The sequence below is a fragment of the Nitrospira sp. KM1 genome (assembly GCF_011405515.1).
GTDB lineage: Bacteria > Nitrospirota > Nitrospiria > Nitrospirales > Nitrospiraceae > Nitrospira_C.
Window position 1 is genome coordinate 164,818 of the sequence record NZ_AP022671.1, and the last position, 17,414, is coordinate 182,231.

Here is a 17,414-nt window from a genome sequence, read left to right on the forward strand (position 1 = left end):
GATCAGCCGTCCGGATGGATCTAGAAGCCGACTGAGAGCCCCACCGTACTAAAGAACACCGAACGGTCCGATGGCCCCCACAGCTCACTGCCTATTCCAGTATCGAATACCACTCGAGAGCTGACCTGGTGCCGAATTCCAAGCCCGATGCCTGTCGGATTTCTTTGGCCTCTGAGATCCGATTGCCTCGTAAATACGTTGGCAATGATCGTGTCTCGAAAGCTCAAGGGATAACCCAGAGGATAACTCACTGCGGCGACAACACGGTAAATGCCCGGCCGTTCGTTCTGTTGTGGCGAGCCCAATATCGTGTATCCGGCATTCACGTGTGTTCGCCACCGGCCGAATGAACGGGTCATCACGCCGGTCATTTCGGTATCCACTCCCTTTGAGTTGACGCCGGTAGGCAGCCCGATTTCAATTCTGGCCGCAAAAGCCGGAATATTTATGGTCTCGGTATTGAAGTTATAGAGCGCGCCGATACTGAGGTCTCCCGATTTGTCGTCGCCCGTGACTCCCTGCGGCTCCGTTTGGATACCGGACATGATTTCAATCTGCGTATTCTCAAAGGCTCCATAGATAATCTGCGGTTGGAAACCAAACCGCCCTTTGCCCCGCTTACGGTCATCGAATGTCACCCCGCCTTCTACCCCGATTTCTCCTTTGGGAATGACATACGCGTCCTCAATGGCAATCGGGCGGTTAGGATCGAGGTTGTCATGGTCCAAGGCCATGGAAGTCGAAGGAAACATTCCTAAGCACAATAATATGACGCCGACTGTCCGATAATTCACCGCTTGTCCTCATGACCCGGATGCGTATTCGATTGCGGTGGGGTATCGTGGGTCTTCTCATCACGCCTCAGGTAAGGATTCGACGAATCGGCGCTTGCCCAGTAGTACTCGCGTGTGATGCGATAGATCTCATTGCGTTTGTCCTCCCACGTCGGCAACAAATCCGTCACCAGAATATCGCTGATGGTGTCATGCATCATGTGAAGATTATCGAAGATGTTGGCAATGGCCGGATACTCTGCGGCGAATCTCGGGCTCAGTTCGGCCGTCATCGGCATGAATGTCCACTGCACCGGAGGTTGGTCAAGATACCGGTGATAGGTTGTGAGGATTGGTTCGACTGCCTTCTGCTTCTCCGAAAGCCCGCGAGCAGCGCTCAAGGCGTCATACACCACGACTTGTAGATAGTGGTATGCCCAAATGGTTGCGTTAAACAGAGGAAACTTGCGACGAAAGGCTTTGGAATAGGGCAGTGAATCCAGCCGATGATGCTCGAGCCGTTTCGAGGTAATCGCATAGGCGCTCTTCTGATAGAAAGCGAGCACATTCTGCATGGCAGTGTTCTTATCGGGCAGGTCGGAGACGTAGATATCGTATGTCGCGCGATGGAGGGCATGGGCCTCATCGAAAGTATTCTGTGCCTTCCAGGCGAGTTTCATGTATGTCGGCGCAATGGCTTCTTCATTGGGATTGAGGGTCGGTCTCGATGCAATGAAACGAAGGGTCTCTCGCCTGGCTGTCTCTTCGATCGCCGGGACGTCTTGAGCCCCGGTCAGGAGCAAGTGTTCGTACAGATTCGAGTGGCCGAAATCGACTCCGTTGAACTCGATATCGAGCTCTTGGAGATTCTCCCTCAGCGAGAAATTCCATAGCGCTCGATAGTAGAACCGCTTATCGCGTTGTTCGAATTGGGAACACGCAGCAATGCTGGTCGCGACCACGGTCAGGCCGGCGATCGCGACGAACAGTTTAAGCCCGTGAAGCGTCATCGCGCGCAGACCTTTTCTCAGCATCCATGATGGCTGTGTACGAGTGCGTGACCTTTGCCTTGTTCGATCAACCAGCGGTTTACAGGAAACGCCGCAACACCTGCCAGGAGCATCGAGATAGCCAGACTGCCCCAGAATAATGGCGCGACGAGACCCGCGTTCATTGCACCGGGGATCACCAGCATGATCGCATTATCGACCAGCTCCATCGTTGTCATTGAGAGCGTGTCGGAGGCAAACGCCAAGTTCAGGGCTGAGCCCCATGCCAGTCCAGCCTGGCGCAAGGGCCAGAGTGTCATGGCATACCCAAAGACGAATGCAAGAGCGACCGCCAAGCCGATCGTCGGCCGGGTTCCCCAGCCCAAAGCAGTGCCCAGGGCCATGCCGATAACCTCGCCGATCGTGCAGCCAGTCAAGCAATGGATGGTTGCCATCAATGCGGTGCGGTTCAGAGACGAACGGCGATGCGGTGCTTGGATGACATGCTGCTTGGGCTCATTGTGCTCGCCATGATGTCCGCCTTGCACTGCCGTTTCCTGTTCCGTGCAGCATTGAGCCTTGGTTTCTGACACGTTCACGTGCGACTCTACTTGCGTCATCATATAGGCCTCCTTGCATGTGATGATTGATCCTCGCTACTGCAGACGCAAAAGGGGAACAACTATTACACCTCTTCGGAGATGCCTTTTGACAGGAATGACTTAGCGGGCGACGTGGATGGCCTCGATACCTAAGAGCAGGTGCAATTCAGGCAACCATGCTTGGTGCAGACCCCGCAGGCAGTTTCCAGGCTACTGCGAAACGCCCGCCGGGCACGATGAAGGCGGACTGTCGCGTTGGCAGGGGATATGTGAAGATTCTTGGCCACTGCGGCGATGGGTTCATCGCGCAAATCTATTCGCCGAATCATCTCGGCATAATTCGGCTGGAGTTGCGACAACACCCCATCAATGCAAGAGCAGATCGTTCCTTTGATTTCACCGAGTGAGGGTACTTCCTGCGCATCGACGACACGGGAGTCCTTTTCATAAATGTGCCGTCGAGACTCTTCGGCCGATCTGGAGCGATAGTAATCGATGACGGCATTTCTGAGGATCCGATAGAACCAGGCCACGACACTTTCGCGGCTTCTTACGGAATGTTCATGCTCAACGGCGCGAAGTAGGCTTTGCTGGAAAAGATCCTCTGCAATCGTCTCATCGCTGAGTCTCTTCTTCAGGAACCCTCGGAAGGCCGCCTCATGTTCGAGAATGCGAGAGAGCCCATCATCCACGATGCGCTCTCCGGTTGTCTGCTCTCGTCGTCCAATCTCTTTCACTGCAGTATTCCTCGTTCGGAAATGTGATTTGGCCAGCTGCCTATCCCTGCTTCGTCCACACTATGCCCCGACCAAAAGCAGGCAAAGGGACTAGGGAATGCAACGTGAACGGGTTACTCCCAGTCGGCCCCGACGCTATCGAAACAGATCACTGGCTGAGAAGTCAAAGCATAGCACTGCAACCCAACATCGGCTTCTGGTATGATGCGGCCCTACATGTGCGTTTAATGCAAGCGTGGAGGAGGTCCGATGACTATCAGCCGTAGGTGCGTGGGAAGTGCGCGGTATCTGATGATTGGGGCGATGTGTAGTATCCTGATGGTCATGACAGAGAAGCCTGTGACCGCGGCGGAACAGTCCAATACCAGCCCTGAGGCTGCGGCAGGCCTACAAGCCGCCAGTTGGTTGACAACTATTCCATATGGAGCCGTGAAGGTTGCATATGCGCTTGGCGGCGGTATCGTAGGCGGGTTGACCTGGGCCATGAGCGGAGGAGATCTGGCGGCTGCCAAGGAAGTGTGGGTCCCTTCGATGACGGGCGATTATATCGTCCAGCCGCAGAATCTCTCGGGGGAAAAACCGCTCCATTTTATAGGCCGGTCATCCGAGAACGCTCAGCAGGAATTATCAGCCCAGACGTTGCATTAATGCCGGAGTTGGAGCATTTGGCCGATTCGAGGATATTCCCCTTCGGGATGCCCGCCTGATCCAGACGAACTTGTTAGGAGTGATTTACGGGAGTCACTTGACGATGAGGCAGTCCCGGGCATCAAGGCGTTGGCATCCTGATCAATATTGCTTCGATTTCGGGATATAGAGGGCGGCATAAGCGCCCATCGTCTCGAGATGTCTCCCTTAAATGTTCTGAAGCCCTTAGAGAGTATAAGGTATCGATAACATAGGAATCTTCAACTCCTGCCTGATACACTCAGAAATCTGAGAATGTCTTCGGTTTTCATCTGCAACAGGGCCTGGTCGTACTTTTCGGCTTGCTGTAGATAGCTATAAGGCGCACTATCTGAGAGCCTTGTGTGCTTGTAGCGGAACCTTGATGAAGGTATGACTGGTGACCTCATCAACGCTATCGAAGATACAACTTCGAGTTTCAGATACAGCCATTGAGCTATCGTTTCGCTGGAAGATCACACCTTCGTATTGCACGGTAAAACTGTATCGGACACTGACAGATCCAGACCCTCTCTTGATCGCCACGCCGACCGGATACGGCACCATCGCATTACAGGAGCCTCGGACCCTGTATTGCGAATTCATCAAAAACAGTGGAACGTTCACTCTTTATACGGAGACATGGCGGGAGCCTTCACTCGACGAAGTGATGCCGAAGTTGGATGCGGCCAAGACGCTGTTGAATCGCGATGAAGCCGGCGAAAAGGTCCTGTCACAAAAACACATAGCCGTTCTATATATTGACGGACACAAGGAAGACCGTTGGTACTATGCCGAGAGGTTGCAAAGGGTCTTCCCGGATTATCGTATTCTTCAGGCTGAAACCTTGGAAGGGGGACGTCAAATTCTGAAGCGCGAAGGCATTGATTGTCTTGTGCTTGAGCTCGACCTCCCGGACATGTCTGGATTTCACATGTTGACCGACTGCTTGCCGAGTGAAGGATCTCCTGCACGGCCAGTCATCGTGTTGACTCGGGTGCAGAATCGCGATCTGTGGGAGCTCGCGAAAACCAATGGGGCGTATGCCTGCTTGTGGAAATCCAATACGTCGGGGGACCTGCTAGCCAATTACGTTGAAAGGGGCCTCGCGCAAATTGCTCTCTCCCATAAGGAGCGCAGTGGACGTCTTCACTCACTCGAAAGTTTACAATAGATCCGGCTTCATCAACCTTCACCTATTCGCACTCCAAGCCCAGACTCCGTTGAGCCAGGCCTGTCCAGCTTCTAATTTGGTCATTCGATTAGTTTGTACGAACTGCAATGGAGTAAGAAGTTCTTTTTACAGGCACAATCTGGCACCGCACGTGACAATGCGGCGGCGACGGCGACGGCCGTGTTACATGACCACTGTGCTGCCTTGAATGTCCCAATACGATAAAACCAAGGATGCTGAGGATCATTTGCCGAATCGATAATATGTTTTGCGCCGAAATCTCTTACGATTCTTTGAACAGATTCGAATATGAGTGAGCCATCCGGCCCGGTCTCCAGCTGAAACGATGCAGGTTTCGCATGCACTAAGGCATTATGCGCTCGAAATAATAGAGAGAAGTCCTGAAAAGGTTGAGCGCCCACATCAACTGGTTGTCCAGTTAGGATCTGCATGGCATTCTTGTATTTGTGCTCAATGGAGCCACGTCCTGCTTCGATTTCGGCGGCAAGGCGGATGAATTCCCGGATTTGTGGCGGGTCATGCCTAGTCGATTCAGGCAACATCGACAGGAGATCCGGCATTTCATTAATCAGGGCTTGGAGGGATAGCGCTGAAAAGATGATGGAAACGTAAGCATCGCTCTGTCCGCCTGCGGATGTGCGTGAATCGGTCGCAAGGCGTTCGCAGGCGGATTTAGCAATGCTGTAAAGAAGTCCCGAGTTGAAGTACTTGCCAGAGACGTTGAGTTCGCCAGGCAACATTAGTGCTTCTTATCATGTTATGCGAAAAGAAGTAAGCCGTACCGGTGGTCCAACTGTTCACTTTCCCGTCATCGATCATGGAGGATGGGTAGTCCTAACGCTTACACACTCGAACGTCCTGAACCGCCACGGCCATCTCATTACAACCTCCTATCGAATGTCCTTGTCAGCTAGCCCTGCGCCGCAATCCTTCCAGTAATTTCCACAGCGATCTCTACATCTTTCCATCGTGTATCGGGGCTAATGACGAATAGAGACGAGCATTTCATTGCGCCCCACAAACGAGGTATTCTCAACTATGCTCAGAGAGATTTTCGACCGGAAACCCCAATGATTGTAATTCTCAGGCTTGTCATACTCCTTATATATGCCGGTTGTACGTCTGCTCCGATGGAAGTGAGTCCGGGGGCCGTGATTTACAATCGACAACAAAAGGAGATTAGGACTCTGGCATTTCGGCCCTGTGGTACCAACGGTACCTGGGTGAAAATCAACGGATCTAGTATAGCCAGCGGATTCAGTTTTGAGTTCCAGCTTCCCGATGATTGCGTCGACTTACAAGCCCGATCTGATGATGGCAAGGTGGTAGGAACACAATATGACATAAAGCGCCAATACCCGTTTCGATGGGACCTCTATTAAGACGTTGATAAGGATAATCTGGAGTCGCTATGTCTAGGTTAAAGTGTTGTATCTTGCTCGCTGCAGTCGTTGCATTCACAGGTTGCTCCAACCGGTATTTGTTGATCTCGAAATTTGTCGCCAAGCCTCAAGCACCTCAGGCACCAGAAATTCTTGAAACCCCCACTTATTTGGCAGAGCACACGAAGATAAAAACGGTGGCAGTCCGTGCTCCGGATGGCTGCTCAAACCGGACTACAGATGAAAGCACAGGGTCGGCGATTTCTAAGGGGGCCATCATGCGGACGACCTGCGGTGTGGAAATGGCAGAACTTGAGAAGAAATTAGCCAAAGCCGGTTATCGTGTGATTTCGTGGAAAGTGCTTGAGCGTGAAATGAGTAATAAAGTTTCGGCAACAGAGGCTGCGGGCTCGCTAGGAGCCGAAGCCCTCTTTCAGATCAACTCTCTGGAGCGTTCACAAAAGCACATAGGTAAGGATGCTCTGTGGGAAAGGGAATTCTACGATACAAATGAATCAGGGGCCAAAATACGAGAGCATGCCTTTGACGATCCAACCCGTGCCTACTTTAAAAAACAGTATTTTGATCAATTCGAGAGTAATGTGGATTTGGAGCGCCTTGCGATCACGCTTGACGCGAATGCCGTGTTTGTGAAGACTGGTGAATCGATCTGGTATTACCGCTGGACCTATGCAGACCCGGCGGCGATTGATTACCGCAAGGAAGTGCTGGTCAAGTGTAAATCGGACAACCGGGACTGCGCGGATTTTAAGCCGCGTAGTCAGAACCCAATCGAACCCAAGATGACCGTCGCCGGGGAAAGTGAAGCTGTAAGCGTCACCGAAAAACCGGAGGATAAAAAAGAAGCCATGTATGCCCAATTACTATCGACTGTGATGAGTGACTTGGTAAGAAACTTTTCAAAGTAAAAACGGCACAAAAGGATGCTCCGGTTGGGCAAGCCCGGTCGAATGGCCCAAAGGGCTTACATCGTTCTGTGATCGCACCCTTTCAGGGAAGGTTTGTTTGTATGTTTTATTTCGTCTCCGGTGCCGTATCGGACGGGTTGGCCATACCGGCGTCTGACTGTTCGCCCTCGACTCCTCGACGCTGGATTGTTCCGCTGGCTGGTGCAGGCATCCGACCAGGGGTAGTCGTCTGCGGCTGAAGCTGTTGAAGGCTTCCAGGAGGAACGTTGATGGCCTGTGTATGTTCAGTACCAGTGCAATCGCGGGTCGTGCCGCTATGCCCGCCGGTTGTACACGCATGGCCGAGACAGGCCTCTAATGAGGATTCGGTGAACTGCACGGCCCCCGATGGTCCAAAGTGCTCCTTCCCCGTTGAATCTACATACCTACAGGCGCATTTACAGGCCCAATAGGTTGAGCCTTTCTTCGGTTTCGCCCAGCCGTCGTTCGACACTATCAGGACCGCGAGAAGGCTACCGGCCACCAGACTGGCTCTTACAATCCATGCGGTTGGCATACTGTGCTCCCTTCTTTAGTTAAGGTTTCTGCTGAGTAAGTCGCTGGCAGACCGTATACGGTTCAATGCGATGAGAAGAAAAAAGCATTTGATAGAGTATGGAGCATAGGTGCGATGCATTAGATGACATCTGGTCTCATGCGGTGATGGATTGCCCAATCGTGACCGCATGATCGGTAGTTTATTTCTTCGTTAAGCCGCTAACGCGTCGTTGTAACTATGACTCAACCATTGGAGATTGGTCGCCGTATCTGTCATCAAAAGTCTATCTCCGGACATCAAGAAATCGCTGTTGATGATTGCGGCGCGGGCATTTTCGGGTAGAACAATGAAACCAGCAGTACGACGAGCGGGAGAATCTCATGACGCGCGCCTTAGGATAAGTGGATTACCACTATTGCGCTGGGACTGCGCACTGACGGTTCGATTAAAGGATTCAGCAGATTAAAACAATAGAAAAGAGCGGCGAGCGATAGATTCTTGACGAGGATTACACGCAAAATACGTGTAATTTATCACTGCGATCGTGAATGATCGGCTCGTCGGCGGGAGGCCCTCAGCTCATGTCGAAGATTGGGACCGGGTCAATCGGCCTGGATCGGCTGAAAAACCTCCTCGCTCAATCAAGAGCCAAGAAAGGATAGGAATCTTTTCGGGGGCTCGTCCTGTAGTCATGAGGCGGTCCCCTCGGAACGATGATGATGGAGTGGCCGGATGTGGAGTGAGCCTAGTTGCTCTTCATTAGTTTCTCTATGTCCTCCCGATTTATGAGTCTGTTACGAGCATCAACCAACGCCATGCCAGGAACCCCACTGCGAAACCAGGGAACTCCTAAAAGTAGTGTCCATTTCCAAGAATTGGAGAATCCTTCTCCATTAGATTTCCAAAACTGATAGACCATGTCCAAGCCGCCCTCAAAAAAGTATGGGCGACTAATTCCTAATACGACTATAGCTCCTCCCGTGATACCGACTACCGGCCTTAATGTAAGTCCAATAATCCACCGGTATTCATCATTCAATAGGCGCTGTCGCTCGTGGTTGTCCATGTTGTAGCTGAGTGTAAGAGGTAAATGGGGGATACGTGCAATAACCCGATGGTAGAGGAGGGAGTAATGGCGCGGAAAGGATGGGTTGACCGCGGACTACTAGAGAAGCTGAACGCTGAAGGAAAGAAAGTCTGGTTTGGCAGCTTTCACACCAAGACGGCTGCGCGTGACTTCTACAACAAGGCGAAGCTCGAACAGCCGGATGATTCGGCACGAACAAAGATGTTCAAAGACTGGTGTCGGGCTTTATCCGCCGACGACAGTTACGATAAAGCGATAAAGAGTCGGCGGCTCACACGAAGTGTGGTTTGGTGGCGGTGACCCGGATCGAACGGGTGACCCGCGGCTTATGAGTCCGCTGCTCTGCCAACTGAGCTACACCGCCACGAGGAGATATTTTGCGAGAGGCGACCTTTGTTGGCCCACAACTATATAGATGATCAGTCGGACTTCATTTATATCATGCCCAAAAAGAGGGCGTAAAGACGGCGTTGGACGGAATGAGCATCCGCTCCGGACAGAGCGAGCGTTCCTCCCTGCTCAACGCATCTGAGCCTTGAGTTCTCCTTTGGCAACCATCTGTATTTCAACGCCTCCTTTGACGGGATAAATCCCTTTCGGTTCGAGAGCGGTGACGGTCCCTTCGAGCCGCGTCCTTTCATCGAGATCACGGGTCAGAGTATCGGAGAGCTGTTTCTTGAACGCATTCATCCGGCCTGCAAGTTTGATGTGTGTTTCGGGCTCAATTTGCGTCAGCAGACTGTCATGGGCAAAAAAATCCGCAGACTCGACCAGGACATTCTTTGTGTCCACCGTGTAGTCAAAATTTGCAAATTTGAGCTCCTGTAAGGTCGAATCGTATACGGGATTCCCAGTCGCATAGATCTTGCCGTTCATCGCGCCGGTGACGCCGAGCTCGATGATGAGTTTGGACCCGCTTCCGTAGAGCTGCGCCGATGTGATTTTCATGGGCTCTCCAACGGACGTCTGAATTTCCTGCCCGATCAGCCGCAGCCGCAGCCGCTCATTGATGTATGGATAGTCGATCGTGATCGGAACGGCTAGGTTGAAGCCGTTCTGATTATTCTTCGTGAGCCGGAGTGGAGGCAGCGGACGGACTCCAGCCTCTGGTTTCTGTCCTTGATGAATCGTGGGCCTTAGGAGCATTTCCAAAGAGGTCTGAACCGTCTGGTTTCCATCGGATCCGATCGGCGCCGCGAGCACATCCGTTGGATTGAGCAGGAGCCAGAAATCATCTCTCAAGGCAACGGGTTCTTGAAGCCGCTGCCAGATGATCTGTGCGCGTTGCCGGGATTCGCTGCGTTCGCGGACCATGGCGTCCACGGATTCGGCCAGCGTCCGGAGGCGCTGGTTGACCAGTTGCTTGAGGATCGGCGTCGCATCCGTGTCCAGATTACTGAGCCGGCAGGTGTCGGGAAATTCCGGCTGATCGAATGACGTGGTCGATCGCACCGTCCAGTGATCGGTCCAGTTGAAGGCCGAGTGGCCTTTCAATTTGATGTGCTTGGCAGGATCAGCGGACGAGTACCCACAGTTTCCCTCGACTGAGAGGCCTTCAGGGAGAGTCATGCGAAGAGCCAGGCGATATTGAATATCCGGAAACTGCGTCAAAAACTTGTTTTCCACCACTTGATAGTGAAAGGGGCCTCGAAGCATCCGGTATTTGTATTGAAGAGCAGTGTGGTCAGGAAGCTCCCCGCCGTCCTGCCATGCATCTTCGTGCCCGGACTCGGCCGGCACCGAAGCATTGACGGCGAGAGCCAGTTCCCGAATCGGGAGGCTGATGTTGAGATGCACGACCGAATCCGCAACCGGCGGAACCGGAGGGGGAGGGGCGAGTGCTCCGGTCGGCTTGGGAATATCGATCGCCGTTCCGCCGCACCCGGTGGCCACCATGAATGACGCGATCAGGATTGAACGATCGATGACGTTGCGAGCCGGTGGGCGTTGCATACTCTCTCCTCTTGAATCTAAACGCGGTTAATGGATGAAGCGATCAAGAGCCCCGCGGAGGCCGTTGGCTCCCGCGTTCAACACGTCCTTGTTGGCCAAAATGTCTTCAGGTTTGACCGGCTTGCCATAGTAGCGCTCGTTGTCACCGGAATTGGCGGTAATGGCGAATCCGTCCAAAGACAACCCTATGTATGCTCCCTTCGTCGCTCCGAAGGACACCACGTCGAGGCTCGCGCTGAGATCTTCACCGTAGGGACCGAGGGACAGGCCTCCGTCCAATCCAAGCTTGACTGTGCCCATGCCGTAAAAGCGTTCCAGACCTGAGAACGTTTTGATGGCGAGGACGACTTCCGAGGCATCAGCGCCGACCTGTAGGCCGACACTGCCTGATGTCATTCTATAGAAGGCGGGCGGCGACCATCCGCCATTGACAAAATCTCTTGCGAGAAGGACACCGCCACCTCCCGATGCGCCGACAAGAAAGGCGCCCCGCCAGAGCCGTGGGACGATGAAGACCGCCTTGACGTTGGGTGACTCACTGACGTACCAGGCGGCAATACCAGGTTCGGTGAGGAATCGTTCGAACGTCGATTGGGCGCGCTGTACTAATTCCTGCTGGTCTGATATGTCTTCGGCGGCGGCGGCCGATGGGACCAAGCCTGTAGTGGAGATCACCCACAATGATAGGCAGAGAAGAAGTTGTCGTTTGGATGTCATATGTCCACTAGGGAGTTTTTAAGCCCGTTGCATTCTTGTACAATAAACGGGAGGGCAGACTATCAAAGTGCCGCGTAGCCCGCAAGAGAATGCTCAGCCGACACGCCATTTCACCCGGACCATACCTGAAGGCCACGATCCGATGAACCGTCAAAAGACGGGCATCAGATGGGCAAGCGCATGGCATACGGTGGTTGCCGTATCCTTTCTGTGTGCCGGATGTATGCTCGAACAGGAGATTTCCCGCACCCCGAGAACGGCGGTGGAGCAGCTGCTCCTGACCGAAGCCGTTGAGATGGCCCTGAAAAATGTCGCGCTGTCGCTTCCCGATCGCAGCCGGCTCGTCATCGACGTCACGGGCTTGCATACAGACCGCGCGCTGATCACGCAGCCGGGAACCGGGATCAATCTGACCACGACGAACCAACAGGTCCTTCAGGGGGGATCGCTCGACCTGGTGTTCATCCGGGACGCCGTCAGTACCGCCTTGTCCAAACAGGGATATCGGATACACGGGTTTGCACCGGTGGATACGGAACCGGATTATGTCGCCCGGATCTTTGTGGAGTCGTGGGGGACGATGCAAGGTGTGACATTTTTCGGCATGCCCCCCGTACAGAGCCTGCTGATTCCTTTTTCACTTCCCGAGTTGACGCTCTATAAATATCAGCATCAGAGAGGATATGGCCGCCTGCACATCGATTTCTTCAACTATAAAGACGGTCAGTACGTTGATTCGACCTCCACGATCATCGGCCGCACATTCTATGATCAGTACACGGTTCTGTTCTTCATCACCTGGGTCAAAACCGATTTGACCGTTCCCCCGTGAGCATTCGTCCCAGGTGTGCTACACTCCCGCCGCCATCCTGATTCCTTCAACCTTGTGGTGATCTGCCATGATGCAACCGACTTCCCGATTTGAATCGCATGCCGTCCTCCGGACGTTTCTCGGGTTCCTCTCCGCCATCGTGTTGATGAGCGGATGCTCCATCAATCCGGTCAGCAATATGCCCGAGGTAACCCTGGTCACCGTCGCCCAGGAGAAGAAGATCGGCGCGGAAGAAGCCAAGAATGTCGAGCGTGAAATGGGGCTGCTCGATGACCAGGCTCTGACGGCGTATCTGGACCAGGTCGGCCAGCGCTTGGCAAAGGAATCGCCGAGGCAGGATGTCACGTACGAATTTCATGTAGCGGACATGGTTGAACCCAACGCGTTTGCCCTGCCGGGCGGCTATGTCTATGTCACCCGAGGTCTCCTTTCTTTGGTCAATACGGAAGATGAATTGGCCGGCGTCGTCGGTCACGAAATCGGACACGTGGCGGCACGACACTCGGTTCAGAAGATCTCCAGACAGGGGCCGTTTACGTTGATCACCAATCTCGTCTCCGGTGTCACGGGTCTGTTTGTGCCATTGGTCGGCAACATCGTCGGCGGCATCGGCAATCTGGCCCAGAGCCTCGTCTTTTCTCCGTACAGCCGTTCGCAGGAAAGCCAAGCCGACGAAGTGGGACAAGAGATGGCCGCGAAGGCAGGATGGAATCCGGCAGGCTTGTCCTCCTTTCTCAACACGCTCAGTCGGGAAGAGTCGTTGATGAACGATGGTCCGCGCCGGCCGAGCTTCTTCGATTCTCATCCGGCGACGCCCGATCGCGTTGAAAAGACGACGAAACACGCGAAGGAACTCAAACAGGCCAGCCGGCCGCCGATTACTCCCTCACGCGACGCGTTCATCAGTCGGTTTGACGGACTCGTCGTCGGACAACGGGCCGCCAATGGACAGATCATCGGACAGACCTATCGGCATCCGGATCTGAATCTCTTCATCGAATTTCCGGAGAAGTGGCATGTCGATAACAGTCCTATCCAGGTTGCCGCTGCTCCCAAGGACGGAGACATGGCGATCGTGTTACAGGCCGTCGGAGAGGGGATGGACCCGATGGAGGGCGCGAGAGTGCTGGAGAAAGCCAGTAAGTCATCCGTGGTGGCCAAGACAAAGCCGACGACTGTCCATGGCCTGCCTGCGGCTCGCACCCAGCTTTCGGATTCGGGGATGGTGGCGGAAATCACCTGGATTGCCCACGAAGGGATGATTTATCAAATGGTGGGCATCGCGAAAGCCCGTATGTTTGAAACCGTGCAACCGGTCATCCATGCCACGGTCCAAAGCTTCCGTGCTCTGACAACAGACGAGCGGGCCGCCATCCGGGAAAAACGTCTGCGACTGGTCCAGGCGCGGGCGGGGGAACGGCTGAGCGATCTTGCGGCGCGCACCCATTCAAGTTGGAATGTGAAACAGATGGCGGTTGCCAATGAACTGGCTGAGGGCGATGTTCTCACCGAAGGGCGTTTGATCAAGATTGCGGCCGAAGAGCCGTACGAGGGCAAGAACGCTGTGCTCAGGTTTCGTGAGAAATAATCAATCGCGGCGAAGCGCGAAGGACAGCGTCGGCGAGATGAACGTCCTTCCCAGGAGAGCTTCTTTGATCGCGATCGGGAGGTCCGGCGTGAGACGGGGTTTCACCACGTAGCCCAGAGCGCCTGCCGTCAGGGACTCCTCGACGAATTCTCGATCCTCGTGCACCGTCAGGAACACGATTCTCGCGGATGATCCGCTCGTGTTCAGCAGACGAGCAGCATCGAGCCCGTTCAAGCGCGGCATGGAGATGTCGAGAATGAGCACGTGCGGCTGCAGTTCCCGCACGGCTTGCAGCAGGTCTTCGCCATTGCTCACCGTGCCGACCACGTGAAACTCCGGTGTGAGAATGCGTGCCGCTTCTTCCAGCATCGCCGGGTTGTCATCGGCAAGCAGGACGCGTACCGATGCCTCTTCCCGTCGCTTCTTCTCGTCGTGCTGAATCATGCCGGAAGACGATCCTTCCGTTGCAAAAAGCAATGCCCTGATGTGTATCATCCGGATCAGGGAATGGGATACTGGCAAAAATGACAGTGGCGAGACGAACGTCAGCGCCGGCCGTGGTTGCCCAACGTAAGGCCCTGCCGGATGGCGAATTGGATCAGTTCGGCGTTGCTGCGAACGTGAAACTGTTCCATGATCCGATACTTGTGGAACGCGACCGTTCGAGGTGTCACGCGCAGGATCTCTCCTGCTTGCTTCATCGAATAGCCCTCCGCGAGGAGCTGCAGGACCTCCCGCTGGCGGAAGGTCAACTGAGCGGGCACGGGGCGGTTCCCGTTCTGGATGAACGACTGCACCATCCCGTCGGTGGCCTGCGTGCTGACGTACACGCGTCCTTGTACGGCGGCGTGAATGGCCTCGGATAACTCCGAACTGGCCGCGCTCTTGAGCAAAAATCCTGACGCTCCGATACGGAACGCTTCGGTGGACAGATCGGGATCCTCGTTCATCGTCAGGAAAATGAGTTTGACGTCCGGCATCGCGCGTTTGAGCTGTCGCGCGGCGTCGAGGCCGTTGAGCAGCGGCATGCCGATATCGAGCACGATGACATCCGGGCGCAGTTCACGGGCCCTGGGCAGCAGGGATCGTCCATCACATACGGTGCCGACGACGTCGCAATCGGGTTGAAGCAATTTGGTACAGGCTTCGACGAGAAGCCGATGATCATCCGCCAGCAAGACACGCGGTCGCGGCACTCTGTCCTCCGTTGGGCGCGTTACTGCGTCGAGGCGGAAACCTGCACGACGATGCGAGTGCCCCGCGATGGGCGTGATTCGATCAGGATATGTCCGCCCAGGGTTTTCACCCGCTCCTGCATGCTGATAAGCCCGAGTCTGCCCTTTAACGTCGCGGTTCGAAGGTCGAACCCGACACCGGAGTCCGAAATGCATAAATGCACATGGCCGCGGTCTCCGAGCAATTCAAGCCGTCCCTCCCGGACGCCGCTGTGTTTCACCATGTTGTTCAACGCTTCCTGCACGATCCGATACAGACATAACGCCGGTTCCCTCGCGATCACACGCGGGACGTTCCGGTGGAGAAAGTCGATCCGGATGCCTTGGCGCTCAAATAGCTCGCGGCATAATCCCCTGACGGCGGCGGTCAATCCGAGGTGCTCGAGTTTGGCGGGGTGGAGTTGATGAGACAACCGATGGACGTCCGAAGCGATTTCCAGGGTCAATGTCCGCATATCTTCGATTTGCTCGCAGGTGTCATGCTGTAATCCCGCCGTCTCGCCGATCCGTCCAAGGCCGATTGCCAGCAAGGCCAGCCGCTGGCTGAAATCGTCATGCAGCTCGCGGGCGATGCGCGAGCGTTCCTCCTCCTGCACGGTGATCAGCTGCCCGGCCATTTGCGTCAAGGTACGGTCCGCGCGCTTGCGTTCGCTGATGTCCAGCATGACGCCGATCAGCTCTTTGGCTTCGGAACCGTGGATCACGACATGAACGGAATCATGCAGCCAGACCTCGCGGCCGTCGGCAGCCAGCATGCGATATTCCAACACGTGGTGCAGTCTGTCCTGGGTTGCCTGTCGGCGTGAAGCCAGAACCCTGATGCGGTCGTCGCTGTGGAGGTGGGTTTCCCAGAAGTCCGGATGGTCGAGCCACTGTTGCGCGGGGTAACCCAGAAGCGTCTCAGCTTGTTTGCTCACGAACGTCGTCCGGAGCGTCGCGGCATCCCCGCGCCATACGATCGCCTCCAGGGAGTCGACCAGTTCTTCGTAACGCCGTTCCGCCTGGTGTTTGGCCGTCTCGGCCAGTTTTCTCCGTGTGATGTCCAAGTGCGTAACGACCGCACCGCCGTTCTTTCCTCTGAACGGCGTCACCGTCATGAGGAACCATCGGCGCTCACGGGGGGAGTCGCATGCATACTCGTGTTCGTAAAAAATCGACGTACCGTCCAGGACACGCTGAACTCCGATTCTGACTTGGCCGCAATCCTGGCACCCTGAAGCTTCCGCCCGACGGCAGACCTGAAGATAGTTGATGCCGATATTGATCCTGGGGTGGGTGGACGTCTGATTCAGGCGTCCGAATTCCTTCCAGGCCTCGTTGACTGCCATGATCGTGCCCTGTCCGTCGAGGACGGCGATATGGCTTTGGAGGCTGGCGAGTACAGCACTTCCCAATGCTTCGCTTTGGCGGAGCCGGCCTTCATTCCGGCAGCGGCGCTTTTGATCGGCATGACGGTCGACGGCGAGGCGGGTCGATTCGTTGATTCGGCTTGCCGGCGGATCTTCAAGATCGACTCGATGGCCTAACAAGAGGCGATTGCGCTCTTCCGATACGTGAAGGGATCGTTCGGCCCGCATCCGCTTGATCTCAGCGGCTGTCCTCGCGGCGAGAATTCGTAGGATCGAGACGGACTGGCCCATGGCAGGCATGGGACCTTCGTTGAGAACGCCAAGAAAACCTATGGCACCACCGGTGTGATCGATCATTGGCACCGCGCAGCAACTGTCGACGCGCCAGGCCGAGAGTCGCTCCTGATCCGGGAAGGATAGGCGCAAGGAGTCCGCATGGAGAACGACTTGTCCTCCAAGACATAGAGCGTATGGGGTCTTCTCGATGGATTCAGTGTAATTCGAGAGAAGCGTGTTTCGGCTCCAACAGCCCAGCGTGTGATAGAGACGATGATCCTCACTGAACTCACCGACGACCACATGCGATGCGCCCAACGCCCCGGCCAGGTGCTGGACGAGCAATGGAAAAAATAACGAACCTGTTTCTTTTTCGACCGCTTCCATCAACTCGAGCAGCAACAGTTCGGATTCCAATATCGATGCATTGAATCGAGATCGGTCAGCGTGTGAAGACTTGAAGGATGTGCGAGAGGGGTGGGTCAGCATGCGGCCTCAGGAGTACAAATGTGGAAACCTACCTTCCTCCTGATGGAAGGTTGAGGGGAGCATGCACCCATCAATGA

General features: G+C 54.8%; 17 protein-coding genes and 1 tRNA gene. 6 read left to right on the top strand and 12 right to left on the bottom strand.

The window, feature by feature from the left end:
* Positions 1-20: 20 nt before the first annotated feature.
* From W02_RS00835 to W02_RS00850, 4 genes are all read right to left on the bottom strand, one after another.
* Complete coding sequence (locus W02_RS00835; protein ID WP_173043871.1) at positions 21-794, bottom strand: transporter; 774 nt, start codon at positions 792-794, stop codon at positions 21-23.
* Positions 791-1,783, bottom strand: a complete 993-nt coding sequence (locus tag W02_RS00840; RefSeq protein WP_173043873.1) for a hypothetical protein — start codon at positions 1,781-1,783, stop codon at positions 791-793. Before W02_RS00840 ends, W02_RS00835 begins: the two co-directional genes overlap by 4 nt.
* Positions 1,784-1,800: 17 nt before the next feature.
* Complete coding sequence (locus tag W02_RS00845) at positions 1,801-2,385, bottom strand: DUF4396 domain-containing protein (protein WP_197742099.1); 585 nt, start codon at positions 2,383-2,385, stop codon at positions 1,801-1,803.
* Between the two features lie 128 nt (positions 2,386-2,513).
* Positions 2,514-3,101 (bottom strand): sigma-70 family RNA polymerase sigma factor, encoded by a 588-nt coding sequence (locus tag W02_RS00850; protein WP_173043875.1) that lies wholly within the window; start codon positions 3,099-3,101, stop codon positions 2,514-2,516.
* Positions 3,102-3,350: 249 nt separating this feature from the next.
* Here W02_RS00850 and W02_RS00855 point away from each other — a divergent pair, with 249 nt between their 5' ends.
* A complete protein-coding gene (locus tag W02_RS00855) occupies positions 3,351-3,749 on the top strand; it encodes a hypothetical protein (RefSeq protein ID WP_173043877.1) in 399 nt (132 codons plus the stop codon).
* A 418-nt stretch (positions 3,750-4,167) separates the two neighbouring features.
* Positions 4,168-4,941, top strand: coding sequence for a response regulator (locus W02_RS00860; RefSeq protein WP_173043879.1), 774 nt, complete (start codon positions 4,168-4,170; stop codon positions 4,939-4,941).
* Between the two features lie 80 nt (positions 4,942-5,021).
* Here W02_RS00860 and W02_RS00865 read toward each other — a convergent pair whose 3' ends face one another.
* Positions 5,022-5,702, bottom strand: a complete 681-nt coding sequence (locus W02_RS00865) for a hypothetical protein (protein ID WP_173043881.1) — start codon at positions 5,700-5,702, stop codon at positions 5,022-5,024.
* Between the two features lie 695 nt (positions 5,703-6,397).
* Here W02_RS00865 and W02_RS00870 point away from each other — a divergent pair.
* Positions 6,398-7,273, top strand: a complete 876-nt coding sequence (locus W02_RS00870) for a hypothetical protein (RefSeq protein WP_173043883.1) — start codon at positions 6,398-6,400, stop codon at positions 7,271-7,273.
* 106 nt (positions 7,274-7,379) lie between these two features.
* Here W02_RS00870 and W02_RS00875 read toward each other — a convergent pair whose 3' ends face one another.
* Positions 7,380-7,829, bottom strand: coding sequence for a hypothetical protein (locus tag W02_RS00875; RefSeq protein ID WP_173043885.1), 450 nt, complete (start codon positions 7,827-7,829; stop codon positions 7,380-7,382).
* A 1,114-nt stretch (positions 7,830-8,943) separates the two neighbouring features.
* Between W02_RS00875 and W02_RS00880 the strand changes: the two genes are divergently transcribed.
* Entirely contained in the window at positions 8,944-9,198 is a 255-nt protein-coding gene (locus W02_RS00880) for a hypothetical protein (RefSeq protein WP_173043887.1), read from the top strand.
* Here W02_RS00880 and W02_RS00885 read toward each other — a convergent pair.
* The 3 genes from W02_RS00885 to W02_RS00895 form a co-directional block, all read right to left on the bottom strand.
* Positions 9,187-9,262 (bottom strand) — tRNA-Met (locus W02_RS00885). The genes W02_RS00880 and W02_RS00885 overlap by 12 nt on opposite strands.
* A 155-nt stretch (positions 9,263-9,417) precedes the next feature.
* On the bottom strand, positions 9,418-10,851 hold the full coding sequence (locus W02_RS00890) for a DUF4403 family protein (RefSeq protein WP_173043889.1): 1,434 nt from the start codon (positions 10,849-10,851) through the stop codon (positions 9,418-9,420).
* Between the two features lie 27 nt (positions 10,852-10,878).
* Entirely contained in the window at positions 10,879-11,568 is a 690-nt protein-coding gene (locus tag W02_RS00895) for a lipid-binding SYLF domain-containing protein (RefSeq protein ID WP_173043891.1), read from the bottom strand.
* 142 nt (positions 11,569-11,710) lie between these two features.
* Between W02_RS00895 and W02_RS00900 the strand changes: the two genes are divergently transcribed.
* Complete coding sequence (locus W02_RS00900; protein ID WP_173043893.1) at positions 11,711-12,400, top strand: hypothetical protein; 690 nt, start codon at positions 11,711-11,713, stop codon at positions 12,398-12,400.
* A gap of 67 nt (positions 12,401-12,467) precedes the next feature.
* Positions 12,468-13,988, top strand: coding sequence for a M48 family metalloprotease (locus W02_RS00905; RefSeq protein WP_173043895.1), 1,521 nt, complete (start codon positions 12,468-12,470; stop codon positions 13,986-13,988).
* On the opposite strand, the gene W02_RS00910 is transcribed toward W02_RS00905, so the two are convergent.
* From W02_RS00910 to W02_RS00920, 3 genes are all read right to left on the bottom strand, one after another.
* Positions 13,989-14,432, bottom strand: coding sequence for a response regulator transcription factor (locus tag W02_RS00910; protein WP_173043897.1), 444 nt, complete (start codon positions 14,430-14,432; stop codon positions 13,989-13,991).
* Between the two features lie 101 nt (positions 14,433-14,533).
* Positions 14,534-15,184, bottom strand: a complete 651-nt coding sequence (locus W02_RS00915) for a response regulator transcription factor (protein WP_173043550.1) — start codon at positions 15,182-15,184, stop codon at positions 14,534-14,536.
* Between the two features lie 20 nt (positions 15,185-15,204).
* Positions 15,205-17,337 carry a PAS domain S-box protein gene (locus W02_RS00920; RefSeq protein ID WP_173043899.1) on the bottom strand — a complete coding sequence of 711 codons (2,133 nt, stop codon included), beginning with the start codon at positions 17,335-17,337 and terminating at the stop codon, positions 15,205-15,207.
* Between the last annotated feature and the right edge of the window lie 77 nt (positions 17,338-17,414).

Excerpts from the sequence above, each read along its gene's own strand:
- W02_RS00840 (WP_173043873.1), bottom strand. The coding sequence starts at position 1,783 with ATGACGCTTCACGGGCTTAAACTGTTCGTCGCGATCGCCGGCCTGACC.
- W02_RS00845 (WP_197742099.1), bottom strand. The coding sequence starts at position 2,385 with ATGATGACGCAAGTAGAGTCGCACGTGAACGTGTCAGAAACCAAGGCT.
- W02_RS00855 (WP_173043877.1), top strand. The coding sequence starts at position 3,351 with ATGACTATCAGCCGTAGGTGCGTGGGAAGTGCGCGGTATCTGATGATT.
- W02_RS00865 (WP_173043881.1), bottom strand. The coding sequence starts at position 5,702 with ATGTTGCCTGGCGAACTCAACGTCTCTGGCAAGTACTTCAACTCGGGA.
- W02_RS00875 (WP_173043885.1), bottom strand. The coding sequence starts at position 7,829 with ATGCCAACCGCATGGATTGTAAGAGCCAGTCTGGTGGCCGGTAGCCTT.
- W02_RS00880 (WP_173043887.1), top strand. The coding sequence starts at position 8,944 with ATGGCGCGGAAAGGATGGGTTGACCGCGGACTACTAGAGAAGCTGAAC.
- W02_RS00890 (WP_173043889.1), bottom strand. The coding sequence starts at position 10,851 with ATGCAACGCCCACCGGCTCGCAACGTCATCGATCGTTCAATCCTGATC.
- W02_RS00895 (WP_173043891.1), bottom strand. The coding sequence starts at position 11,568 with ATGACATCCAAACGACAACTTCTTCTCTGCCTATCATTGTGGGTGATC.
- W02_RS00900 (WP_173043893.1), top strand. The coding sequence starts at position 11,711 with ATGAACCGTCAAAAGACGGGCATCAGATGGGCAAGCGCATGGCATACG.
- W02_RS00905 (WP_173043895.1), top strand. The coding sequence starts at position 12,468 with ATGATGCAACCGACTTCCCGATTTGAATCGCATGCCGTCCTCCGGACG.
- W02_RS00910 (WP_173043897.1), bottom strand. The coding sequence starts at position 14,432 with ATGATTCAGCACGACGAGAAGAAGCGACGGGAAGAGGCATCGGTACGC.
- W02_RS00920 (WP_173043899.1), bottom strand. The coding sequence starts at position 17,337 with ATGCTGACCCACCCCTCTCGCACATCCTTCAAGTCTTCACACGCTGAC.